Raw genomic sequence first — 21,628 nt, 5'->3', positions numbered from 1 at the left:
GTCAGGCGATGGTAGGGTGCCGGACCCTCGCCGGCCCCGCTTTCTCCATGCCCGCCCCTGCCGCCCCCCCGCGTTCGCTGACCGAAGGCCCGATCGGCAGCAGCCTGTGGCTGTTCTCGCTGCCGATCCTGGGCGGCAACGTGGCCCAGTCCTTGAACGGCTCGGTCAACGCGGTGTGGATCGGCAAGTTCCTGGGCGAATCGGCGCTGACCGCCACGGCCAACGCCAACAGCATCCTGTTCTTCCTGATCGGCTCGGTGTTCGGCATCGGCATGGCCGCCACCATCCTGATCGGCCAGGCGATCGGCGCGGGCAACATCGCCCGCGCGCGCCAGGTGTTCGGCACCAGCGCGAGCTTCTTCATTGGGCTGTCGGTGCTGATCGCCTGCACCGGCGTGTGGACCGCGCGCCATCTGCTGGCGGCGATGGGCACGCCGGCCGATTCGCTGCCGCTGGCCGAAAGCTATCTGCGCGTGATCTTCCTGGCGATACCGCTGATCTACGCCTTCGCCTTCCTCTCGGCGGCGCTGCGCGGCGCGGGCGATGCCAAGACGCCGTTCCGCTATCTGCTGCTGGCCGTGGTGCTGGACTGCGCGCTGGACCCGGTGCTGATGCTCGGCCTGGGGCCGTTCCCGAAGCTGGGCATCGCCGGCGCGGCCTGGTCGACGCTGATCACCCAGGCCATCGCGTTGCTGGCCATGCTGATCGCGTTGCGCCGCCGGCGCCATGTGCTGTGGCTCGGCCGCAAGGATCTGGGGCTGTTCCGCATCGATCCGGCCATCCTCAAGTCGCTGGTCACCAAGGGGGTGCCGATGGGCCTGCAGATGGTGCTGGTGTCGCTGGCGATGATCGCCATGATGACCCTGGTCAACCGCTTCGGCACCGACACGGCCGCCGCCTACGGCGCGGCGCTGCAGACCTGGGCCTATGTGCAGATGCCGGCCATGGCCATCGCCGCGGCGGTGTCCTCGATGGCCGCGCAGAACGTGGGCGCGCAGCGCTGGGACCGCGTCTCGGCGATCGCGCGCACCGGCGTGCTGTTCAACTTCCTGATGACCGGCGCGCTGATCGCGCCGCTGATCCTGCTCGACCACTGGACCTTCGGCCTGTTCCTGGCCCCGGGCAGCGCCGCCTTCGACACGGCGCGCCATCTCAACCACATCGCGATCTGGTCGTTCCTGTTCTTCGGGGTGATGTTCGTGCTGTCCGGCGTGGTGCGCTCGACCGGCGCGGTGATCCCGCCGCTGATCATGCTGGTGATCTCGTTGTGGGGCATCCGCGTGCCGTTCGCCAAGCTGCTGCAGCCCACGCTGGGTGCCGATGCGGTGTGGTGGAGCTTCCCGACCAGTTCGCTGTGCTCGATGCTGATGTCCATCGCCTATTACCGCTGGGGCGGCTGGCGCAAGGCGCGCATGGGCGCGGCCGATACGCGCACCATCGCCGTGCCCTCGGAGGTACCGGCGAGCCCGCCCTCGCCGGTGGCCGATCCGGCCGACCCGGACCGCGCGCCGGACGATGTCCTGCAGAAATCCTGATCGCCTCGCGCGCGCTCAGAGCGCGTCGATGTCGCCCAGCGCCTGGATCAGCCGACGCGCGCGCTTGTCCGGCTTGCTCTCCGGCGGCCGATAGCCGCCGCGCTCGGCCGCACGCAGCGCGCGCGCCTCGACGCGCCGCTGCCGCGATGCTTCGGTTTCCTGATACAGCGCCTGCGCCACCGGCGCCGGACCGCGCTGGTCGGACAGGCCGCACACGGCGATCTCGAAGCATTCCTCGCCACGCTGCACGCGCAGCGCATCGCCCACCCGCACCGTGCGCGAGGGCTTGGCGCGCTGCCCGCCGATCTCCACCTTGCCCAGGCCTACCGCGTCCTTGGCCAGGGCGCGGGTCTTGAAGAAGCGCGCGGCCCACAGCCACACGTCCAGGCGCACCGCCTGCGGAACGACGGGCTCAGTCATGCTTTCCAGAGAAGTCCGGCTTGATCGGCTGGCCCGCACGCGGGACGGGCTCGGCCCAGGCCTCCGGATGGCAGGGATCGCGCACCATCGTGCCCGCCGAGGATCGCGCCAGCGTATCGGCTGCCGAGGACGAGGCGACCTGGCATTCGGACCGGTCGGCCGGACGCAGCGCGGTCGCATCGTCGCGCGCCTGGTGGCTGGCGCAGGCCGACAGCAGCAACAGCGCGGCGGCCAGCGAGGTTCCCTGCAGTTTCATCTTCGTGTTCCTGTGCATGCGTGTTCTCTTCCACGTGCCAGTGGGCGACGCGGTGCGTGAAGCTCACGTGCCCGGCTTGTCGCCGAAGCGGATCTCGGCGTGCGATTCGGTGTCGCGCTGGCAGGCCTGCGTCATATGCGCATCGCGCACGCCCTGCTCGAACGCCTGGCCGTGCTTGCCGTCGCGGATCTTGTCCGGGAACGGCGGCTGGTTGGCGGCGTCGCGCGCCTGCAGCTGGCATTCGTAGGCGATGTTCGAGCCGTCCAGGCCGTTGGTGCTGGCGCAGCCCGCCAACCCCAGCGCCAGGCCGACGCCGGCGATCCACTTGATACTGAGAACGCGTGACATCCCATCCTCCTTCCGTGGGCGCGCCGGGCCGCACGGGTGCGCGGCGCTGAAAACAAGAAACCCGGCACGAGGGCCGGGTTTCGAGCTTAGCGCGGCGCAGGCCGGGCGAATGTGCCGAAGGCTTACTCGGCAGCGGCAGCCTGGCGGGCAGCCTTGGCGGCGGCAGCGGCGGCCAGGTCTTCCTTGATGCGGGCGGCCTTGCCCTGCAGACCGCGCAGGTAGTACAGCTTGCCGGCGCGGACCTTGCCGCGGCGCTTGACTTCGACCGAGTCGATGGTCGCGCTGTGGGTCTGGAACACGCGCTCGACGCCGTAGCCATGCGAGATCTTGCGCACGGTGAAGGCGGAGTTCAGGCCGGCGTTCTTCTTGGCGATGACCACGCCTTCGTAGGCCTGCACGCGCTCGCGGTTGCCTTCCTTCACCTTCACATTGACGACGACGGTGTCACCCTGGCTGAACTGCGGCAGCTCGCGGGAAATCTGGGCGGACTCGAACTCCGCGATGATGGACTTGTTCAACTTGCTCATGGTGGCACCGATTCAATGTTCGGGTGGGTGTGTCGGGTCTCGACAACAAAGGCTGATGCAGTCGCAGAAATGACGCTGCACGTTTATCGTGATCTTGCGGCCCGCCCAGGCCGACCGGCCCGCGGGAACTGCGCATTGTAGACGAAATTTCCGGCGCGTGGCTAGCTGTTCTGCCCCTGGCCTTCGGCGGCGTGCTCGGCCCGGAAGGCCTCCAGCAGCTTGCGATCGGCCTTGGACAGCGCGGCCTCGTCCAGCAGGTCGGGCCGCCGCAGCCAGGTCCGGCCCAGCGACTGCTGCCGGCGCCAGCGCGCGATGGCGGCATGGTTGCCCGACCGCAGCACCTCGGGCACCTCGCCCCAGGCGTGGCTGGCCGGGTGCGTGTAGTGCGGGCAGTCCAGCAGCCCGGCCTCGCCTTCGAAGCTGTCCTGGGCGGCGGATTCGGCGTCGTTGAGCGCCCCGTCCTGCAGGCGGGTGACCGCGTCGATCAGCACCGCCGCGGCCAGTTCACCGCCGGAGAGCACGTAGTCGCCGATGGAGATCTCCTCGTCGACCTCGTGCGCCAGGAAGCGCTCGTCCACGCCCTCGTAGCGGCCGCACAGCAGCACCAGCCGTGGCAGCGCGGCCAGTTCGCGCACGCGTGCCTGGGTCAGCGGCCGGCCCTGCGGGCTCAGGTAGATCACCGGCGCCGGCGCCGGATCGGCCTGACGGACCTCGTCCAGGCAGGCGCGCAGCGGCTCGATCAGCATCACCATGCCGGGACCACCGCCGAACGGACGGTCGTCCACGCGGCGGTAGTTGCCGGCGGCGTAGTCGCGCGGATTCCAGCCCCGCAAGGCCAGCAGCCCACGCTCGCGCGCACGACCGACCACACCGTAACCGGCGCTCTGGTCGATGAACTCGGGAAACAGGCTGACGACGTCGATACGCATGGGCGAGCGGTGAGCCAAGACGAGTGGGATGGCGCCTAGTAGAGCACTACGCTCACTCCTCACTCCTCTCCACTCGTTCCTAGAACTCCGGGTCCCAGTCCACGCCCACCACGCCGGCCTCGAAATCCACGCGCGTCACGAAGTCCGGCTGGATGAACGGGATCAGCCGGTCCTTGTCGCCCCGCGCCACCAGCACATCGTTGGCGCCGGTGGAGAACAGGTGCGAGACCGTGCCGAAGTCGCGGCCGTCGGCGTTGATCACGCGCAGGCCTTCCAGGTCGACCCAGTAGTACTCGTCGGGCTGGGGCGGCGGCAGCGCGCTGCGCGGCACGGCGATCTCCAGCCCGACCATCGCTTCGACCGCATCACGGTCCTCAACGCCGGGGAAGCTGGCGATCAGATGCTTGCCCGAGGGCTTGCCGCGCACGCCGGACAGCTCGCGCTCGCGGCCGGCCGCATCGCGCAGGGTCCAGGGCTGGTAGCGGAAGATGGCTTCGCGCGGCTCGGTCCAGGACTCGATCTTGACCTGGCCACGCACGCCGAACGCGCCGACCACCCTGCCCAGCAGGATGCGGCGCGTTGCGTTCTCACTCATTGCGAGAAGACCGGCCGCGCCAGGCGCGGCCGCAGCGCGATCAGGCCGAAGCCTGGGCGTTGGCCTTGGCCGCTTCCTTGTACAGGTTGCGGACCTTGTCGGTCAGCTGGGCGCCGTTGCTCACCCAGTGGTCGACGCGGGCGGTGTCCAGCACCACGCGCGGCTCGGCGCCTTGGGCGACCGGGTTGTAGTAACCCAGACGCTCGATGTTGCGGCCGTCGCGCGCGCTGCGCACGTCGGTGACGATGATGTGGTAGAAGGGGCGCTTCTTGGCGCCACCGCGGGTAAGGCGGATCTTGACCATGGTGCTCTCGTGTTGCCCAGTCGCCAGGATGGCGAGGTAAGCCGGCGATTATAGCTGGCCGCGCGCGCCACGCAAACCCGTCCCCACTCTCCCGCCTGTGCTCAGGGGCGATCCCAGGGCTGGGTGTCCAGCGCCCGGGCCAGCAGGGCGGGCAGTTCCGGCGCGGCCGGCAAGGGCCTGCCATCGATCCCGGACACCGGCGTGCAGCCGTTCGCGTTGGCGGTGAAGGCGGCCAACGTGCCCGCTTGTTTCAGCGTGACGTCCGCGCTCCGCTGCGGCACACCCAAGACATCCAGGCCCCGCTGCAGCAGCGCCTCGCAGGTGCCGCGCAGCGCCGGGCCCTGCAGCCAGAGCACTTGGCCGCCGTCCCAGAACCCGATGTTCCAGACCGAGCCTTCCACCACGCGCGCGCCCTGCCCCGCCGCTTCGACGAACAGCGCGTCGTCGGCGCCGGCCAGCCGTGCCTGGCGCCGGTAGTGGAACAGCGGCAGCGTGGCGATGTGCTTGATCTGCGGCAGGGGCCGCACGAACGCATAGGACTTCAGGGCCAGCGGCCCGGCCGGCGCCGCCGGCTGCGCATCCGCCACGGAGATCAGCCATTGCGGCGTCACCGGCTTGAGCGGATCGCGGTAGTCGAAGTCGCGCGCGAAGCCGGTGATCCGCACCGACGCGTCCTCCACCCCATGCAGCGCCTGCCGCAGCTGCGCCAGCAACGCGGGCTCGTCGAACGGGGCGTCGAACAGCGTCGCATGGCCCTCGCGCAGCCGCGCCAGGTGCAGATCGAGCCCCTGCACCGCGCCGCCGCGCGTGCGGAAGGCGGTGAAGTGGCCGTAGTTGGACTGCGCCAGCGGACGCAGGTCGTCGTGCGTGGCGGGCCGGCCGGCGATGCTCAGGCGGGGCGCGCTCACAGCAGGGCGTCGGCCTGCGCCCACCAGTCCCGCAGCAGCGCGGCGGCGGGCCTGGCCTGCGCGGCCCAGGCCGACTGCCCGGCCCAGGCCTGCATCGCATCGAGCCGGTCCTCGACCACGGCTTGCTTGCGCATCGCGGCGGTCAGGCCGCGCTGCACCGGATACGGCGCGGGCGGTGGCGCTTCAGGATTCGTCGCTGCGCGGACATAGGCCGTGGCGATCGAACGCCCGAGCCGGCCGGAGAACGCACGCGTCGGCCAGGTGTCCTGCGGCTCGGTCCCGGCCAGGGCCTGCGCCCAGGCCGGCGCGATGGCGGCTTCCGGCGTGCGCAGGAAGGCGGTGCCGACCATCGCCGCACTCGCGCCCAGCGTCAGCGCAGCGGCCACCCCGCGGCCATCGGCGATGCCACCGGCGGCGATCACCGGCACCGACAGCGCATCGGCCAGGCGCGGCACCAGCGCGAACAGGCCGACCAGCTGGCGCTCGGCGGCGGCCGGATCGAACGCACCGCGATGCCCACCGGCCTCGAAGCCCTGCGCAATCACCGCATCGGCGCCGGCGTCCTGCGCGCACTGCGCTTCGGCCAGCGTGGTCGCGGTGGCGAACCAGGCGATGCCGGCGCGGCGCAGCGCCTGCACCTGGGCCGGTTGCAGCACGCCCATGATCGTGGACAACACCTGCGGCCGCGCCGCCAGCACGGCGTCGAACTGCGCGTCGAAATCCGCGGGGACCGCATCGCCCGCGCTGGCGGGCACATCCGGCCCCCACTGCGCCAGCAGCGCACGCACGGCGGCCTCGGCCTGCGCATCGCGCGCGGGCGGCGCGTCTGGCACCCACAGATTGACCTGTGCAGGCCCGCTGGAAAGCGCACGGAAGTCGTCCATCCAACGCCCGATGTCCTGCGGCGTGGACAGCACCGCGCCCATCGCGCCCAGGCTGCCGGCATCGGCCAGCGCAGCCGACAGCGGCACTGGGCAGGCGCCGGCCATCGGCGCCAGCAGGATCGACACGCGCACGCCGAAGCGCGCGCAGAACGCATCGGATCGCAGGCGCGCGGCCGAGGCCATCAGGCGATCAGCGGAACGGCATGCCGCCGCGGCCGCCGCCACCCATGGCGCCCATCATTCCGCGCATGCCGCGCATCATGCCCTTCATGCCGCCGCGGCCCAGCTTGCCCATCATCTTTTCCATCTGCGTGAACTGCTTCATCAGCTTGTTCACGTCGGCCGGCTGGGTGCCCGAGCCCTTGGCGATGCGCGCGCGGCGCGAGCCGTTGAGCAGCGCCGGATTGCGGCGCTCCTTCTTGGTCATCGAATTGATGATCGCGATCATGCGCGGCACTTCCTTGTTGCCGGCGACCTGCGCCTTGAGGTGCTCGGGCACCTGGCCCAGGCCAGGTAGCTTGTCCATCAGCGCGCCGATGCCGCCCATGTTCTGCATCTGCTCGAGCTGGTCGCGCATGTCGTTGAGATCGAACTTCTTGCCCTTGGCGACCTTCTCGGCGAGCTTCTGCGCCTTGTCCTTGTCGACCTGGCTCTCGACCTGCTCCACCAGCGACAGCACGTCGCCCATGTCCAGGATGCGGCTGGCCACGCGCTCGGGATGGAACACGTCCAGGCCGTCGGGCTTCTCGCCCACGCCGATGAACTTGATCGGCTTGCCGGTGATGTAGCGCACCGACAGCGCCGCGCCGCCGCGGGCATCGCCGTCGGTCTTGGTCAGCACCACGCCGGTCAGGGGCAGCGCCTCGGAGAAGGCCTTGGCGGTGGTCGCCGCGTCCTGGCCGGTCATCGAGTCGACCACGAACAGGGTCTCGACCGGCTTGACCGCGGCGTGCAGCGCCTTGATCTCGGCCATCATCGCCTCGTCGATGGCCAGGCGACCGGCGGTATCGACGATCAGCACATCGGTGAAGGACTTGCGCGCGTCCTCGATCGCGGCGCGGACGATGGCCTCGGGCTTCTGCGAGGCATCGGAGGGGAAGAACGGCACGTCGACCTGCTGGGCCAGCGCCTTGAGCTGCTCGATGGCGGCCGGGCGGTAGACGTCGGCCGAGACCACCATGACCTTCTTCTTGCGCTTCTCCTTCAGGTGCTTGGCGAGCTTGCCCACGGTGGTGGTCTTGCCCGCGCCCTGCAGGCCGGCCATCAGGATCACCGCCGGCGCCGGCACGTTGAGGTTGAGGTCCTGGGCGGTGGAGCCCATCACCGCGGTCAGCTCGTCGCGCACCACCTTGATCAGCGCCTGGCCGGGGGTCAGCGACTTCAGCACCTCCTGGCCGACCGCGCGCACCTTGATGCGCTCGACCAGGGCCTGGACCACCGGCAGGGCGACGTCGGCTTCCAGCAGGGCGATGCGCACCTCGCGGGTGGCCTCGCGGATGTTGTCCTCGGTCAGGCGGCCGCGGCCGCGCAGGCGCTCGATGGTGCCGGACAGGCGCTGGGTCAGGGATTCGAACATGGGGGCAACCGGAAAGCGGACGCGAAGCGGGCGCGCAGTATATCCGGGTGGGTTTTGCGGCCGGGCGGGAATGAGGGGCGAGCTGAGCCTTATCGGCGCGGCTTGTGCCTCTCCGCGCGCGGCCCCATCCCACCGCCCGTCCAACAAGAATGGTTCTCGAAAAGCGGAGCCGCATGCGACACTGCGCGCCATGGGGTTCGTCCTTCCTTCCTGTGTCCTGTACCTGCTGGCGACCCTGTTGCTGGTGCGCGCCGTCGCGCCCGATGCCGCCGGGCCGACCCGCGCCTGGCGCCTGCCGGCCCTGCTGGCCATCGCCCTGCACAGCGGCTACCACCTGTGGGTGGCCTGGCGCACGCCGGGCGGGCCAGACATGCATTTCTTCGCGGCTCTGTCGCTGGTCAGCCTGGGCATGGCGGCGATGACCGCCCTGGTCGCGCGCGGCCGCATGGCAGCGGTGGGCGTGGTGTCCTTCCCGCTGGCCGCGCTGCTGCTGGCCGTCTACCACGGCTACGGCCACCGCCCCTCCTCCGGTCTGGACTGGCGCCTGCAGCTGCATGCCTGGCTGGCGCTGCTGTCCTACGCCACGCTGGCGGTGGCGGCGCTGCTGGCGATCATGCTGTGGGTGCAGGAGCGCGCCCTGCGCCGGCGCGAGTTCCACGCCTGGCTGCGCGCGCTGCCGCCGCTGACCGAGCTGGAGACATTGCTGTTCCGCACGATCGCGGTGGGTTTCGCCCTGCTGACGGCCACGCTGCTGACCGGAATGATGTTCGTGGAGAACCTGTTCGCCCAGCATCTGGTGCACAAGACCGTGCTGAGCGTGCTGTCCTGGCTGGTCTTCGGCGGCCTGCTGCTGGGGCGCTGGCGGCGCGGCTGGCGCGGCACGACTGCGGTGCGCTGGACCTTGGTGGCCATGGCGCTGCTGCTGCTCGCGTTTTTCGGCAGCAAGGCGGTGCTGGAGTTGATCCTGAAACGCACCTTATGAGCTGACCGTTCTGTCAGCAGAATGCCGCGACGCGGCATTCCATTGCTGAAACAATATTTGCATTGACAAATATCCCACCCGCGCGGATCATGCCGCGCCATGAATTCCCCTGCGTCCATCTGCCCGCCCGCGAGCGGGTCCTCGCTCGGCCTGCTGATCCGCCAGACGCGTGACGCGATCTGGGAAGCGATGGAGCGCGAACTGATCGCCGCCGGCCACGACCTGACCTTCAGCCAGTTCGTCACCATCAAGAAGCTGGCCGACGGCATCGCCAGCGTGACCGACCTGGCGCGCGCCGCCGAGGTCCACCCTGGCGCGATGACCCGCCTGCTCGATCGCCTCGAGGCGCGCGGCCTGGTCACGCGTAAGGCCGATCCCGGCGATCGCCGCGCCCTGCACATCCACCTCACCGAGGCCGGCACCGCCATCTGGCAGGACATCAACCTGTGCGGCCAGCGCGTGCTGCAGCGCGCGACGCGCGGCATGTCCGAGGCCGAATCCAGCGAACTGATGCGCCTGCTCGAGCAGGCGCGCGACAACCTCACCTCCGAGACCGATTGACCATGTCCACGTCCGTTCCCCCACGCCTGCACGGCAGGCTCGCCGCGGCGATGGCCTGCGCGCTGGTGCTGGCCGGCTGCGCCAGCAGCCGCGGCCTGACCACCAGCGGCCAGCCGCTCGACGCAGACACCCTCGGTGCACGCCAGGTCCTGGGCGCGGACGCCTTCAGCGCCGCCGCCTTCCCGCGTCAGGACTGGTGGAACGCGCTGGGCGACCCGCAGCTGGACGGCCTGATCCGCGAGGCCCTGCAGGGCAACCCATCGCTGGCCGCGGCCGACGCGCGCCTGCGCCAAGCCAAGGCCCAGGCCGGCCTGGCCGACGCGCAGCGCAAGCCCACGCTCGACGCCACCGGCGAATACAGCGGCGTGCAGCTGCCCAAGGGCCTGGCCGGCCCGGAGATCGGCGGCGATGTGATGTGGGCCAACGTGCTGATGCTCGACTTCAAGTGGGCGCCGGACCTGTGGGGCGGCCAGCGCGCCGCCTACGAGGCCGCCGTCGGCCAGGCGCGCGCCGCCGAGGTCGACGCCCAGGCCGCCCGCCTGACCCTGTCGGCCAACATCGCCCGCACCTACATCTCGCTGTCGCAGGCCTACGAGGCGCTGGACGTGGCCCGCCGCGAGCAGCAGCGTTCGGGCCGCCTGCGCGACCTGAGCCAGCAGCGCGTCGACGCCGGCCTGGACAACAACCTGCAGCTGCGCCAGGCCGAGAGCACCATCGCCAGCGCGCGCCAGCAGGAACAGGCCGCCCAGCAGCAGATCGACGCCCTGCGCAACGCGCTGGCCGCCCTGCTCGGCAAGGGCCCGGACCGCGGCCTGGCCATCGCCCAGCCCAAGCTGCTCGCCGCGCCCGCGCCGTCGGTGCCCGGCGTGCTGCCCAGCGAACTGCTCGGCCATCGCGCCGACGTGGTCGCCGCGCGCTGGCGCGTGGAGGCCGCCAACCGCGGCATCGACGCGCGCAAGGCCGCCTTCAAGCCCAGCGTGAACCTGTCGGCCATCGTCGGCCTGGCCTCGGCCAACCTGTCGGATCTGTTCGACAGCGATGCGGTGCTGGGCCTGGGCGGGCCGGCGATCAGCCTGCCGATCTTCGATGGCGGTCGCTTGCGCGCCAACCTGGACAACGCGGACGCCCAGTACGACCTCGCTGTGGCCAGCTACAACGGTGCCTTGGTCGGTGCCATGCACGAGGTCGCCGATGCGGTCCAGTCGGCGCGCTCGCTCGATGCGCAGGTCGCCTCGCTGACCGCGGCGCGCGATGCGGCGCAGAAGGCCTACGACCTGGCCTCCAACCGCTACGACGCGGGCCTGGGCACCCAGCTGGACGTGCTCTCCGCGCAGCGACCGCTGCTGCAGCTGGAACAGCAGCTGGCCGATCTCCACGCCCGCCGCTACGTCGCCGTGGTCGATCTCGACCAGGCCCTGGGCGGCGGCCTGCCGCTGACCGCGCCGACTCCCTCTTCCACCAATACCGCCGATACCTCCACGCCATGAACTCGCAGACTCCCAACGCTCAGGCCGGCGCGCAGCCGCCGAAGAAGAGCAACCGCAAGCGTTCCCTGCTCATCCTGCTCCTGGTGATCGTCGTGGCCGGCGTGGGCTGGATCGCCTACGAGCTGCTGTACGGCCGCTGGCACCAGAGCACCGACGACGCCTACGTCGCCGGCAACATCGTCTCGATCGTGCCGCAGACCATGGGCACGGTGGTCAGCATCGACGCCGACAACGGCATGAAGGTCGAGGCGGGCCAGCCGCTGGTGCACCTGGATCCCAACGATGCCCAGGTCAGCTACGACCAGGCCGTGGCCAACCTGGCCGGCACCGTGCGCCAGGTGCGCGGCCTGTACAGCAGCGTGGAGTCCAGCGAATCGGACCTGCGCGCCCGCCAGGTCGCCGTCGATCAGGCGCGCGCCGACGTCAAGCGCCGCGAAGGCCTGGTCGCCACCGGCGCGGTCTCGCGCGAGGAGCTGGCCCACGCCCGCGACATCCTGGCCTCGGCCGAGGCCGCCCTGGGCGGCGCGCGTGGCAACCTGCAGCGCACCCGCGCGCTGGTCGATGCCACCACCGTGTCCAAGACCCCGCAGGTGCAGGCCGCGTCCTCGCAGCTGCGCCAGGCCTATCTCAACCTGCAGCGCACCGCGATCCTCGCGCCGGTCTCGGGCTACGTGGCCCAGCGCCGCGTGCAGCTGGGCCAGCAGGTCCAGCCCGGCACCACGCTGATGACGATCGTGCCGATCGACCAGGTGTGGATCGAGGCCAATTTCAAGGAAACCCAGCTGGGCAAGATGCGCATCGGCCAGCCGGTCGAGGTGCATGCCGACCTGTACGGCGATGACGTCACCTACCAGGGCAAGGTCGACAGCCTGGGCCTGGGCACCGGCAGTGCGTTCTCGCTGCTGCCGGCGCAGAACGCCAGCGGCAACTGGATCAAGATCGTCCAGCGCCTGCCGGTCAAGATCGTGCTCGATCCCAAGCAGCTGCAGTCCCATCCGCTGCGCATCGGCCTGAGCACGGACGTCAACGTGAGCCTGAAGGACCAGAACGGCCCGGTCCTGGCGCCGGCCCGCCCGGCCGATGCCAAGCCGCTGATGACCACGGCCGCCTACAACAAGCAGTTGGCCGACGCCAACCAGCTGATCACCTCGATCATCGAGCAGAACCTGCCCGAGTCGGCCAAGACCAACTGAGCGCGCACTGATGTCCACCATCGCCGAAGACGCGGGCGGCGGCGGCGCGCCGGCCGCCCCCAAGCCGGCGGCCCAGCCGTTCCGCCCGCCGAACATGGCGCTGACCACGATCGGCCTGGCGCTTGCATCGTTCATGCAGGTGCTGGACACGACCATCGCCAACGTCTCCCTGCCCACCATCTCGGGCAACCTGGGCGCCAGCGCCAACCAGGCCACCTGGGTCATCACCTCGTTCGCGGTGAGCAACGCGATCGCGCTGCCGCTGACCGGCTTTCTGACCCGCAAGTACGGCGAGGTGCGGCTGTTCACCCTGGCCACGCTGGCCTTCGTGGTTGCCTCCTTCCTGTGCGGCATCGCCAACTCGATGGGCCTGCTGGTGGTGGCCCGCGCGCTGCAGGGCTTCGTCGCCGGCCCGATGTATCCGGTGACCCAGGCGCTGCTGATCTCGATCTATCCACCGCACAAGCGCGGCCAGGCCATCGCCCTGCTGGCGATGGTCACGGTGGTCGCGCCGATCGCCGGCCCCATCCTGGGCGGCTGGATCACCGACAACTACAGCTGGGAATGGATCTTCTTCATCAACATTCCCATCGGCATCTTCGCCAGCTTCGTGGTCGGCCGGCAGATGAAGGGGCGGCCCGAGCAGCTGCAGTCGCCGAAGATGGACTACATCGGCCTGGCCACGCTGATCCTGGGCGTGGGCGCGCTGCAGATCATGCTGGACCTGGGCAACGACGAGGACTGGTTCAACTCGACCAAGATCGTATGGCTGACCATCGTGGCGGTGCTCGCCCTGACGGTGTTCGTCATCTGGGAACTGACCGAGAAGGATCCGATCGTCAACCTGCGCCTGTTCCGCCACCGCAACTTCACCGCCGGCACGCTGGCGATGGTGCTGGGCTATGCGGCGTTCTTCTCCATCGGCCTGCTGGTGCCGCTGTGGCTGCAGCGCAACCTGGGCTATACCGCGCTGTGGGCGGGCCTGGCCTCGGCACCACTGGGCGTGCTGCCGGTGCTGCTGACGCCGTTCGTGGGCAAGTACGCCTCGCGCTTCGATCTGCGTCTGCTGGCGAGCTTCGCGTTCTTCGTCATGGCCTCCACCAGCTTCCTGCGCTCGGGCTTCAACCTGGACGTCAACTTCGGCCGCGTGGCCGAGGTGCAGCTGATCCAGGGCCTGGGCGTGGCGCTGTTCTTCATGCCGGTGCTGACCATCCTGCTGTCGGACCTGGAGCCGCATGAGATCGCCGCCGGCTCGGGCCTGGCCACCTTCGTGCGCACGCTGGGCGGCAGCTTCGCCGCCTCGCTGACCACCTGGGCCTGGAACCAGCGCACCACCGTGCACCATGCGCAACTGACCGAGCACATCAACGCCTACGATCCGGCCATGCAGCAGACCGTGAACCAGCTCGGCCGCGGCGACCTGCAGACCGGCGCGGTGGCGCTGAACCAGATGATCGGCCAGCAGGCCGCGCAGATCGGCTTCAACGAGATCTTCCACCTGCTGGGCATCGTCTTCCTGTCGATCATCGTGGTGGTGTGGTTCGCCAAACCGCCGTTCGCGGCCAAGGCCGGCGGTGGCGCGGCGGCCGGCGGCCACTGAGGTCTACGCCTTCCGCGCAAAGACAAAGGGCCGCAGCGATGCGGCCCTTTGTCTTTGGCGTCACTGCCAACCGCCACACATCGTCGTTCCCGTGGACGCGGGAACCCAGCGACTTTCGCACTCAGGCAGTCAAGGCACTGGATTCCCGCGTTCGCGGGAATGACGGGCCGTTCCCAGCCGTCCCGCCCCGCGCTTACAGGATCCCGATCTCCTTCAGCCACTGCTCCAGCAGCACCGGCCACATCTTCACCACCGGATGCTTGGACGGGCGCAGCCCGAAGGCATGGCCGCCCTTGGCGAACAGGTGCACCTCGGCCGGCACGCCGGCCTGCTCCAGCGCGCGCGCGTAGACGGTGCTGTTGCAGATGTCGTCGACCGGGTCGTCCCAGTCCTGCAGCAGGAAGGTCGGCGTCGTACGCGCCGTGACCTTGAAGCCCGGCGCGAACTTGCCCTCGCGGCACAGGTGCCCGGGATAGGCCGCGATCGCGAAGTCCGGCCGGCTGCTGAGCTTGTCGGCCGCGTCCACCGGCGCATAGGTCGAGGTGAAGATGTTGCTGGTCTGCGCCACCAGATAGCCGCCGGCGGAGAAGCCGATCACCCCGACCTTGGCCGGATCGATGTGCCACTGCGCCGCGTGCGCGCGTACCAGGCGGATGGTGCGCTGTGCGTCCTGCAGGGCGAACGGCGTCCTGGGCGTGATCTCGCAGTCGCAGTCCTTGTCGTAGTGGTGGTTGCCGCCGGGCACCCGGTACTTGGACAGGATGCAGGTCATGCCGTGCGCGGTGATCCAGTCGCAGATCTCGGTGCCTTCCAGGGTGATGGCCAGCATCACGAAGCCGCCGCCGGGAAAGACCACCACGGCCGCGCCGGTATTGCGTCCTTTCGGCGGGTAGACCGTCATGGTGGGAACGCTGACATCGAACACGCCCTGCGACACATCGCCGCCGAGCGCATCCGGCGTGAGCTTGGTCAGCACGCGCTCGGGCTTGCGCGTGGTCTCTTCCGGATCCGGCGCGGCATGCGGCCAGATCGGCAGCTGCGTCGTGCCTGCGGGCGCCTGCCACACCTCGACACGTGCGACTTCTTTCGAAGAAGGATCGGCCGGCGCGGCCAGCGCCGCACGGCCGGACAAGCCAAAGACAACCGCTGCGCATACCACGCCATACACGATCCGATGCATGTTCCGACGCCTTCCGACTGAGAAAAAAGGTCGGCGCTATAGTCTGATCCGCCCCGTACGCGCGCAAAGGATGTTATCTCTTGGCAGCTTCAAGAAGATCTCATGTGCCCATGGGGCCGTCGGTGTCGTTGAACGCGCTCAAGGCCTTCGAAAGCGCGGCGCGGCATCTGTCCTTCACCCTGGCCGCCGACGAACTCTCGGTCACGCCCGCGGCCATCAGCCACCAGGTCAAGTCGCTCGAGGATCGGCTCGGTGTGCGCCTGTTCCGGCGCACCTCCAAGGGCCTGGTCATCACCGACGAAGGCCTGGCCCTGGTGCCGACGCTGAGCGATACCTTCGCCCGCGTGGGCCGGCTGCTGGAGCAGTTCGAGCACGGCCACCGGCGCGAGGTGTTGACCGTCAGCGTCGTGGGCACCTTCGCGATGGGATGGCTGTTGCCGCGCCTGCGCGACTTCGAGGCGCAGCATCCGTTGATCGACCTGCGCCTGCTGACCAACAACAACCGCGTGGACGTGGCCGGCGAGAGCCTGGACTTCGCCATCCGCTTCGGCGACGGTGCCTGGCACGGGCTGCAGGCCGAATGCCTGCTGGACGCGCCGCTCTCGCCGCTGTGCTCGCCGGCGACCGCGGCGCGCCTGCAGACGCCCGCGGACCTGAAGGACGTGCCGCTGCTGCGTTCCTACCGGCCGCAGGACTGGCCGGCCTGGTTCCAGGCCGCCGGCTGCGCGCCGGTCCCGCTGCGTGGCCCCGTCTTCGACGCCTCGACGCTGATGGCGCACGCGGCGATCGACGGGCACGGCGTGGCCCTGGTGCCGCCGTGCATGTTCGAGCGCGACCTCGAAAGCGGGCGCCTGGTCCAGCCGTTTCCGGTCGTGGTCAGCACCGGCGCGTACTGGCTGACCATGTTGAAACGTCGTCCGCTCACTCCGGCGATGACGAGCTTCAGAAGATGGCTGCTGGCGCAGCTGCCCGGGCCGTAGCAGCGCGCCCCCCTAGCGCAGCAGGACCACTTCCTCGGCGCTGGTGGGATGGATGGCGACCGTCTCGTGCAGGTCGTCCAGCGTGGCGCCCAGCTTCACCGCCACCGCGAAGCCCTGCAGGATCTCATCGGCGCCCTCGCCCATCAGGTGCACGCCGACCACGCGCCGCTCCGGACCCACGCACACCAGCCGGAATAGGCTGTGCTGCGGCGCGTCGGCCAGCGCGTAGAGCATCGGCCGGAACGTGGTCGAATACACCTTCACCGCATCCTGGCCGAACTTGGCCTGCGCCTCCTTCTCGCTCAGGCCGACGCCACCCATCGGCGGATGCGAGAACACCACGCTGGGGATGTTGGCGTAATCCAGCTTGGCCTGCGGCTTGCCGCCGAACAGCCGGTCCATCAGCCGGCGCGCCGCGGCGATCGCCACCGGGGTCAGCTCGACGCCGACGTCGGTGACATCGCCGATGGCATGGATGTTCTCCACGTTGGTGTCCTGCCACTCATCGACCTGGACGTAGCCTTCGTCATCGGTGCGCACGCCCACGGTCTCCAGGCCCAGGTCGTGCGTATTGGGCGTGCGGCCGGTGGCGAAGATGACGCAGTCGTATTCGCCTGGCATGGGGCCGGTGTCGGTGAGCACGCGCGTGGCCTGGCCGTGGCGTTCCAGCGCGGTCACCTGCATGTCGAAGAACAGGCGGATGCCGCCCTGGCGCAGGTTCTCGGCCAGTTGGTGGGTCAGCCCGCGGTCGAAGGCCTGCAGCAGACACGGGCCGCGCACGAACAGCTCGACCTGGCTGCCCAGCGCCTGCAGCACGCCGGCCAGCTCGACGGCGATATAGCCGCCACCGACGATCGCCACCCGCGGCGGCGCCGAGCACAGGTTGAAGAAGCCATCCGAATCGATCGCCAGCTCCGCGCCGGGGATGTCCGGCCGCTTGGGATGACCGCCGGTGGCGATCAGCACATGCCGCGCCTTGAGCTCCAGTCCGTCCTCGCAGCGCACGCCGCCCGGCATCAGCCGGCCGCGCGAGGGAATGCGGTTGATGCCGCCCTTGTGCAGGCGGCGGCGGTAGCTGTCGTGGATGCCGGCGATGTAGCGCTGGCGATGGACCACGAACTCCTGCCAGTCCAGCGGCCCATGCTCGACCGGGAAGCCCAGGTCGGCGGCCATGTCCAGATGCCGGGCGATCTCGGCCGCCAGCCACATCGCCTTCTTCGGCACGCAGCCGACGTTGACGCAGGTCCCACCCAGTTCGCCTGGCTCGAGCAGCGCCACGCTGGCGCCGTATTCGGCCGCGCGGAAGGCGCCGGCCAGCCCCCCGGAGCCGCCGCCGATGACGATCAGATCGAAGGCGCTGTCAGCCGCTGCCTGCATGGATGTTCACTCCGCTCGGGTCTCAGGGTCGTTGCACAGCATGCCCAAGCCCCGGCCCACGACGGGTGAGGACAAGGCGACTCATCGTTGTCCTGCGCGGCGCGGCGGCCGCGCATAGGCCAGCGCGCGCAGCGCCCATTCGGCCGGCCCGGGAAGCCCGCGCTTCTGCCACCACCGGCTCAGGACAAGCTGCAGCGCGAACAGGGCCAGCGCCAGCGGCAGCTGCCAGCGTCGCGCCAGCCCGAAGGCCCCGAATCCATACCCGTAAAAGAGCGTGGTGCACACCAGCGACTGCAGCAGATAGTTGCTCAGCGCCAGCCGGCCGGTCGCAGCAAGCGCCGCGCACAGGCCGGTCAGCGAGGGGCGCCCCTGAAGCCAGCGCAGGGTCCAGGCCACATAGCCCAGGCAGATCGGCAGGCTAGCCGCCGACGCCAGCGCCGCGCCCAGGCAGGTCCGCGCATCGGTACGCCCCGGCCCGATCCATGGCGCCAGCCAAACCGCCAGCCCCATCGCGCCCAGGCCCAGCGGCAGCGCGAGCCAGCGCATCGCCTGCAGCGCGCGCGCATGCCGCGCCGGTTCGGCCAACACCCCGCCCAGCCAGCCGCCGATCAGGAACAGGCCGAAGACCTGCGCCCCGTAGATCGGCAGCACCTGCAGGTTCGAGACGAAGTCCTCCAGCCGCTGGCGCGTGGCGGCGAGGTAATCGCCGTGCGCGTAGGCGCCGATCTGCGCCTGCGCCTGGGCCTGGGCGTGCACGGCCTGCTCGTGCAGCGCCTGCTGCCAGGCCGGATCACTGGCCAGCGATGCGCCCATCGCCGCCACGCCCAGCATCAGCCCGGCCGGCACCAGGAACAGCGCCACGCCGATCCACGCCAGCACGCCGCCGATCACCTCGCGGAAGGCCAGCAACAGCAGTCCGCACAGCGCATAGGTCACCAGGATGTCGCCGGACCAGACCAGCAGCGCGTGCGCCAGCCCGATCAGCAGCAGCCCCGCACAGCGGCGCAGCCACACCGGGCCCAGCGCCCAGCCCTCGCGCTCGGCGCGCGCGGCCAGGCCGGCGAAGCCCGCGCCGAACAGCAGCGAGAACAGCGCGATGAACTTGCCCTGGACCACCACATAGATCGCCGCGTCCACCCAGCGATCCGCGCCGGACAGCGCCGGATCCACGCCGGTGCCCATCGACGCTGGCGGGCCGGCGAAGCCCTCCAGATTCATCAGCGCGATGCCCAGCAGCGCCAGGCCGCGCAGCACATCCATCGCCGGCAGGCGCGCGCGCTCGCCCAGCGGCGCGGGCAGCGCCCTCATGGCGGAGTCAGGGCGCATCGCGCCGACCCCAAACGACGACGGCCCGCATCACGCGGGCCGCCGCAAAGCTTGCACAAGCAAGCGCATGGCTCAGTGCTGGTGGCCGCCATCGCCGTGCACGTGACCGTGCTCGATCTCCTCGGGCGAGGCCTCGCGCACCTCGACGATCTCCACGTCGAAATGCAGATCCTTGCCGGCCATCGGATGGTTGAGGTCCACGTCGACCACGCTCATGCCCACCTTCTGGATGGTCACCGCGCGCGGGCCGAAGTTGGTCTGCAGCACGACCTGCTGGCCGGCGGCGAGCTTCTGGCCGCCGAAGTGCTTCTTGGGCACGCGCTGGCTCAGGCCATCGCGGCGCTCGCCGTAGGCCTCGGCCGCGGCCACGTCCACGCCGAAGCTTTCGCCGGCTTCCTTGTCCATCATCGCCGCCTCCAGGCCGGGGATGATGTTGCCGTGGCCGATCAGGATGGCCAGCGGCTCGCGGTCCTTGGAGGACTCCAGCGGCTCGGCGCCGACTTCGGACACGGTGTAGTGGAAACGCACGACGCTGTCTTTGGCGATTTTCATTGCAAACTCTGGTGAAGGCCGCGGTGGCGCGGCAGGGTGCGCGGCTTGTCCGCCGCAGGGCGTGCGGACCACAATGGCCGCGATGAAGACCGTCCATTATCCGGGCTCGCCCCGGCGCATGCCAACCGCCTGGCTCCGGCGCGGTCTGGTCCTGAGCGGACTCGCCCTGGTCCTGGCCTTGCTGGCCGGCTGCGGCAGCGAGCGCCCAGTGGTGCGCAGCAAGGCGCCGCCACCGCCCCGGGTCTGGTCGGTGCAGCCGGTGGCCGACCCGATGGCGGTCAACGGCGTGATCATGCGCGCCCTGGGGCTGGTCGGTACGCCCTACCGCTACGGCGGCAACACGCCCGAATCGGGCTTCGACTGCAGCGGCCTGGTCAACTACGTCTACCGCGACATGCTCGACCTGCGCCTGCCGCGCACCTCCAGGGAGCTGGCCCAGATCCAGGGGCCGCGCATCGATGAGAGCCGCCTGGCGCCGGCCGATCTGGTGTTCTTCGGCACGCCCGGCAGCGTCAGCCATGTGGGCATCTATGTGGGCGAAGGCCGCTTCGTCCATGCCCCCAGCAGCGGCGGAACGGTCCGCCTGGACTCGCTGGACGGAGCCTACTGGCGCGACCATTACAGCGGAGCCCGCCGGGTTGTTAATTAAATGTGATGCGTAAAATGTGATGCATTTCTCAATGCCCTCTACGCTCCTGTAACGAACTTTGAACATCTTCACTGGCGACTAACGGCAAACTCCAGTCTCCGCCGCGAAACCTTCACCCGCCCGTGACGAACGACGACCTGAAGTTGGGCCAGCCGCTCACCACCCGCCGCCTGCATCGTGGCCCGCTTCCGCTACTGATCCTGGCGTTGCTTGGTACCGGTGCCGCGCCGCTGGCGATGGCCCAGGACGCTACCCATCTCCCCGCCACGCCGTCCTCGGACGTGGCCACGGTCACCAGCCCGGTGGCCACCACGGTCGCCACTGGCGTGCCGACTCCGATCAACGCCAACAGCGCTGCCGCGGTTCCGGCCGGCCAGCCGATCGCCGCTGCCACACCTGCTCCCGCCGCCCCCGCGACGGCTCCCGCCGTGAGCATTCCGGTCGCCGCACTGGCGCCGGCCGCCGCGGTCCCGGCCGTGGCCGTGGCCGGCAACGGCTCGCTGCGCGATAAGGCCACCGAGGCCGCCGCCGCCACCCTGACCGCGCTGCTGCCGCGCCTGGCCGCCAGCGACACCGTGCCGGTCATGGACCGCTCGACCACGCTGGCCGGCGACCTGAGCCGCCTGCTGAGCCACTACAACCTGGCCGGTGCCGCGGCTGCGACCGGCGGCCAGGCCGATGTCGGCAAGGTCCAGAGCGTCCTGCAGAGCGCGCTGGCCCTGCTCGGCACGCCCTACCGCTGGGGCGGCAGCGATCCGGACAGCGGTCTGGATTGCAGCGGCCTGGTGGGCTACGTGTTCCGCACCGCGCTGGGCGTGGACCTGCCGCGCGTCTCGCGCGACATGGCCGCCGACGGCGAGGGCGAGCTGATCAGGAACCGCGACCAGCTGCGCCAGGGCGACCTGGTGTTCTTCGGCGCCCGCGGCCGGGTCAACCACGTCGGCATCTATGTCGGCGAAGGCCGCTTCCTGCACTCGCCCAGCACCGGCAAGGACGTGCGCGTCGATACGCTGACCTCCGGCTACTGGGGCGGTCGCTTCATGCAGGCGCGCCGCGTCTCGCTGTAAGCGCGGACCCAGGGCTGCAACAAGAAGCCGGCGCATGCGCCGGCTTTTTTGTGGCTGTTCTTCCCGCTTGAGAGATCGTGGTGAGTGCGAGTGCTGGCTTCGGAAGGGCAGCGGGCCGGCGCGTCGAGGTATGAGGCTTCGTTTCAAAAGAAGCCCCGATCCATCCGCAGTGGGCCTCTACCGGTTGCATGCGGACCCCATCGTGGGAGCAACTGTCTCCTCAAATCTCGCAGCGGCCTGCCTGTAGAGCGGAGCTTGTGGCAACCCCCTTTTGGGGACTCCGCTGGGGCCTTTCCCACGAACTGAACGAAGAGCAGCGGAGCAAGCTCCGCTCTACAGGTGGGAGCCGTCCTTATGGCTTTTTGGCCCGCGGCGGCGAAGTGCTTTGCCGG

General features: G+C 70.0%; 23 protein-coding genes. 9 read left to right on the top strand and 14 right to left on the bottom strand.

What is annotated here, in order from left to right; translation table 11 throughout:
• Window positions 1-47 precede the first annotated feature (47 nt).
• Window positions 48-1,535, top strand: coding sequence for an MATE family efflux transporter (locus EAT51_RS06375; RefSeq protein WP_130519011.1), 1,488 nt, complete (start codon window positions 48-50; stop codon window positions 1,533-1,535).
• 15 nt (window positions 1,536-1,550) lie between these two features.
• On the opposite strand, the gene EAT51_RS06370 is transcribed toward EAT51_RS06375, so the two are convergent.
• The 10 genes from EAT51_RS06370 to ffh all read right to left on the bottom strand — a co-directional run bounded on the left by EAT51_RS06370 (window position 1,551) and on the right by ffh (window position 8,282).
• Complete coding sequence (locus EAT51_RS06370) at window positions 1,551-1,955, bottom strand: RNA-binding S4 domain-containing protein (RefSeq protein WP_130519013.1); 405 nt, start codon at window positions 1,953-1,955, stop codon at window positions 1,551-1,553.
• On the bottom strand, window positions 1,948-2,211 hold the full coding sequence (locus EAT51_RS06365) for a hypothetical protein (RefSeq protein ID WP_130519015.1): 264 nt from the start codon (window positions 2,209-2,211) through the stop codon (window positions 1,948-1,950). Before EAT51_RS06365 ends, EAT51_RS06370 begins: the two co-directional genes overlap by 8 nt.
• Window positions 2,212-2,274: 63 nt before the next feature.
• Window positions 2,275-2,559 carry a hypothetical protein gene (locus tag EAT51_RS06360; RefSeq protein WP_130519017.1) on the bottom strand — a complete coding sequence of 95 codons (285 nt, stop codon included), beginning with the start codon at window positions 2,557-2,559 and terminating at the stop codon, window positions 2,275-2,277.
• Window positions 2,560-2,681: 122 nt separating this feature from the next.
• The gene (gene rplS, locus EAT51_RS06355; RefSeq protein ID WP_130519020.1) at window positions 2,682-3,086 is read right to left on the bottom strand and encodes a 50S ribosomal protein L19; all 405 of its coding nucleotides are present in this window, start codon (window positions 3,084-3,086) and stop codon (window positions 2,682-2,684) included.
• A gap of 161 nt (window positions 3,087-3,247) precedes the next feature.
• Window positions 3,248-4,015, bottom strand: coding sequence for a tRNA (guanosine(37)-N1)-methyltransferase TrmD (gene trmD, locus EAT51_RS06350; RefSeq protein ID WP_130519022.1), 768 nt, complete (start codon window positions 4,013-4,015; stop codon window positions 3,248-3,250).
• A gap of 79 nt (window positions 4,016-4,094) precedes the next feature.
• On the bottom strand, window positions 4,095-4,610 hold the full coding sequence (rimM, locus tag EAT51_RS06345; RefSeq protein WP_130519024.1) for a ribosome maturation factor RimM: 516 nt from the start codon (window positions 4,608-4,610) through the stop codon (window positions 4,095-4,097).
• Between the two features lie 40 nt (window positions 4,611-4,650).
• A complete protein-coding gene (gene rpsP, locus EAT51_RS06340) occupies window positions 4,651-4,914 on the bottom strand; it encodes a 30S ribosomal protein S16 (RefSeq protein WP_130519026.1) in 264 nt (87 codons plus the stop codon).
• A 101-nt stretch (window positions 4,915-5,015) separates the two neighbouring features.
• Window positions 5,016-5,822: an aminotransferase class IV gene (locus EAT51_RS06335; protein WP_130561434.1), complete on the bottom strand. Its 807-nt coding sequence runs from the start codon at window positions 5,820-5,822 to the stop codon at window positions 5,016-5,018.
• Window positions 5,819-6,889: an NAD(P)H-dependent flavin oxidoreductase gene (locus EAT51_RS06330; RefSeq protein ID WP_130561433.1), complete on the bottom strand. Its 1,071-nt coding sequence runs from the start codon at window positions 6,887-6,889 to the stop codon at window positions 5,819-5,821. The genes EAT51_RS06335 and EAT51_RS06330 overlap by 4 nt, the downstream gene beginning before the upstream one ends.
• A gap of 7 nt (window positions 6,890-6,896) precedes the next feature.
• On the bottom strand, window positions 6,897-8,282 hold the full coding sequence (gene ffh, locus EAT51_RS06325) for a signal recognition particle protein (protein ID WP_130519032.1): 1,386 nt from the start codon (window positions 8,280-8,282) through the stop codon (window positions 6,897-6,899).
• A 190-nt stretch (window positions 8,283-8,472) separates the two neighbouring features.
• Here ffh and EAT51_RS06320 point away from each other — a divergent pair, with 190 nt between their 5' ends.
• The 5 genes from EAT51_RS06320 to EAT51_RS06300 all read left to right on the top strand — a co-directional run bounded on the left by EAT51_RS06320 (window position 8,473) and on the right by EAT51_RS06300 (window position 14,105).
• Window positions 8,473-9,264 carry a cytochrome C assembly family protein gene (locus tag EAT51_RS06320; RefSeq protein WP_130519034.1) on the top strand — a complete coding sequence of 264 codons (792 nt, stop codon included), beginning with the start codon at window positions 8,473-8,475 and terminating at the stop codon, window positions 9,262-9,264.
• Between the two features lie 99 nt (window positions 9,265-9,363).
• The gene (locus EAT51_RS06315) at window positions 9,364-9,825 is read left to right on the top strand and encodes a MarR family winged helix-turn-helix transcriptional regulator (RefSeq protein ID WP_130519036.1); all 462 of its coding nucleotides are present in this window, start codon (window positions 9,364-9,366) and stop codon (window positions 9,823-9,825) included.
• 2 nt (window positions 9,826-9,827) lie between these two features.
• Complete coding sequence (locus tag EAT51_RS06310) at window positions 9,828-11,312, top strand: efflux transporter outer membrane subunit (protein ID WP_130519038.1); 1,485 nt, start codon at window positions 9,828-9,830, stop codon at window positions 11,310-11,312.
• A complete protein-coding gene (locus EAT51_RS06305; protein ID WP_130519040.1) occupies window positions 11,309-12,505 on the top strand; it encodes an HlyD/EmrA/EmrK family protein in 1,197 nt (398 codons plus the stop codon). The genes EAT51_RS06310 and EAT51_RS06305 overlap by 4 nt, the downstream gene beginning before the upstream one ends.
• Before the next feature lie 10 nt (window positions 12,506-12,515).
• A complete protein-coding gene (locus tag EAT51_RS06300) occupies window positions 12,516-14,105 on the top strand; it encodes a DHA2 family efflux MFS transporter permease subunit (protein ID WP_130519042.1) in 1,590 nt (529 codons plus the stop codon).
• A gap of 193 nt (window positions 14,106-14,298) precedes the next feature.
• Here the strand turns inward: EAT51_RS06300 and EAT51_RS06295 are convergent, their stop codons facing one another.
• On the bottom strand, window positions 14,299-15,237 hold the full coding sequence (locus tag EAT51_RS06295; RefSeq protein WP_228257839.1) for an alpha/beta hydrolase: 939 nt from the start codon (window positions 15,235-15,237) through the stop codon (window positions 14,299-14,301).
• A gap of 158 nt (window positions 15,238-15,395) precedes the next feature.
• Between EAT51_RS06295 and EAT51_RS06290 the strand changes: the two genes are divergently transcribed.
• Entirely contained in the window at window positions 15,396-16,265 is an 870-nt protein-coding gene (locus tag EAT51_RS06290; protein WP_130519317.1) for a LysR family transcriptional regulator, read from the top strand.
• A 12-nt stretch (window positions 16,266-16,277) separates the two neighbouring features.
• Here the strand turns inward: EAT51_RS06290 and gorA are convergent, their stop codons facing one another.
• The 3 genes from gorA to EAT51_RS06275 all read right to left on the bottom strand — a co-directional run bounded on the left by gorA (window position 16,278) and on the right by EAT51_RS06275 (window position 19,520).
• Window positions 16,278-17,642, bottom strand: a complete 1,365-nt coding sequence (gene gorA, locus EAT51_RS06285) for a glutathione-disulfide reductase (RefSeq protein ID WP_130534763.1) — start codon at window positions 17,640-17,642, stop codon at window positions 16,278-16,280.
• An 81-nt stretch (window positions 17,643-17,723) separates the two neighbouring features.
• The gene (locus EAT51_RS06280; protein ID WP_130561432.1) at window positions 17,724-18,950 is read right to left on the bottom strand and encodes a DUF418 domain-containing protein; all 1,227 of its coding nucleotides are present in this window, start codon (window positions 18,948-18,950) and stop codon (window positions 17,724-17,726) included.
• A 90-nt stretch (window positions 18,951-19,040) separates the two neighbouring features.
• The gene (locus tag EAT51_RS06275; protein ID WP_130519048.1) at window positions 19,041-19,520 is read right to left on the bottom strand and encodes an FKBP-type peptidyl-prolyl cis-trans isomerase; all 480 of its coding nucleotides are present in this window, start codon (window positions 19,518-19,520) and stop codon (window positions 19,041-19,043) included.
• A gap of 73 nt (window positions 19,521-19,593) precedes the next feature.
• On the opposite strand from EAT51_RS06275, the gene EAT51_RS06270 reads away from it, so the two are divergent.
• A complete protein-coding gene (locus EAT51_RS06270) occupies window positions 19,594-20,169 on the top strand; it encodes a C40 family peptidase (RefSeq protein ID WP_130561431.1) in 576 nt (191 codons plus the stop codon).
• 236 nt (window positions 20,170-20,405) lie between these two features.
• Entirely contained in the window at window positions 20,406-21,236 is an 831-nt protein-coding gene (locus tag EAT51_RS06265) for a C40 family peptidase (protein WP_130561512.1), read from the top strand.
• Window positions 21,237-21,628 lie beyond the last annotated feature (392 nt).

This window comes from Pseudoxanthomonas winnipegensis, from assembly GCF_004283755.1.
GTDB classification, from domain to species: Bacteria; Pseudomonadota; Gammaproteobacteria; order Xanthomonadales; family Xanthomonadaceae; genus Pseudoxanthomonas_A; species Pseudoxanthomonas_A winnipegensis.
Note: the sequence above shows the minus strand (reverse complement) of the source record. Positions and strands in the feature narration are given on the sequence as shown.

Coding starts and splice junctions, on each gene's coding strand:
- EAT51_RS06375 (WP_130519011.1), top strand. CDS start 48: ATGCCCGCCCCTGCCGCCCCCCCGCGTTCGCTGACCGAAGGCCCGATC.
- EAT51_RS06370 (WP_130519013.1), bottom strand. CDS start 1,955: ATGACTGAGCCCGTCGTTCCGCAGGCGGTGCGCCTGGACGTGTGGCTG.
- EAT51_RS06365 (WP_130519015.1), bottom strand. CDS start 2,211: ATGAAACTGCAGGGAACCTCGCTGGCCGCCGCGCTGTTGCTGCTGTCG.
- EAT51_RS06360 (WP_130519017.1), bottom strand. CDS start 2,559: ATGTCACGCGTTCTCAGTATCAAGTGGATCGCCGGCGTCGGCCTGGCG.
- rplS (WP_130519020.1), bottom strand. CDS start 3,086: ATGAGCAAGTTGAACAAGTCCATCATCGCGGAGTTCGAGTCCGCCCAG.
- trmD (WP_130519022.1), bottom strand. CDS start 4,015: ATGCGTATCGACGTCGTCAGCCTGTTTCCCGAGTTCATCGACCAGAGC.
- rimM (WP_130519024.1), bottom strand. CDS start 4,610: ATGAGTGAGAACGCAACGCGCCGCATCCTGCTGGGCAGGGTGGTCGGC.
- rpsP (WP_130519026.1), bottom strand. CDS start 4,914: ATGGTCAAGATCCGCCTTACCCGCGGTGGCGCCAAGAAGCGCCCCTTC.
- EAT51_RS06330 (WP_130561433.1), bottom strand. CDS start 6,889: ATGGCCTCGGCCGCGCGCCTGCGATCCGATGCGTTCTGCGCGCGCTTC.
- ffh (WP_130519032.1), bottom strand. CDS start 8,282: ATGTTCGAATCCCTGACCCAGCGCCTGTCCGGCACCATCGAGCGCCTG.
- EAT51_RS06320 (WP_130519034.1), top strand. CDS start 8,473: ATGGGGTTCGTCCTTCCTTCCTGTGTCCTGTACCTGCTGGCGACCCTG.
- EAT51_RS06315 (WP_130519036.1), top strand. CDS start 9,364: ATGAATTCCCCTGCGTCCATCTGCCCGCCCGCGAGCGGGTCCTCGCTC.
- EAT51_RS06310 (WP_130519038.1), top strand. CDS start 9,828: ATGTCCACGTCCGTTCCCCCACGCCTGCACGGCAGGCTCGCCGCGGCG.
- EAT51_RS06305 (WP_130519040.1), top strand. CDS start 11,309: ATGAACTCGCAGACTCCCAACGCTCAGGCCGGCGCGCAGCCGCCGAAG.
- EAT51_RS06300 (WP_130519042.1), top strand. CDS start 12,516: ATGTCCACCATCGCCGAAGACGCGGGCGGCGGCGGCGCGCCGGCCGCC.
- EAT51_RS06290 (WP_130519317.1), top strand. CDS start 15,396: ATGGGGCCGTCGGTGTCGTTGAACGCGCTCAAGGCCTTCGAAAGCGCG.
- gorA (WP_130534763.1), bottom strand. CDS start 17,642: ATGCAGGCAGCGGCTGACAGCGCCTTCGATCTGATCGTCATCGGCGGC.
- EAT51_RS06280 (WP_130561432.1), bottom strand. CDS start 18,950: ATGAGGGCGCTGCCCGCGCCGCTGGGCGAGCGCGCGCGCCTGCCGGCG.
- EAT51_RS06275 (WP_130519048.1), bottom strand. CDS start 19,520: ATGAAAATCGCCAAAGACAGCGTCGTGCGTTTCCACTACACCGTGTCC.
- EAT51_RS06270 (WP_130561431.1), top strand. CDS start 19,594: ATGGCCGCGATGAAGACCGTCCATTATCCGGGCTCGCCCCGGCGCATG.
- EAT51_RS06265 (WP_130561512.1), top strand. CDS start 20,406: ATGGCCCAGGACGCTACCCATCTCCCCGCCACGCCGTCCTCGGACGTG.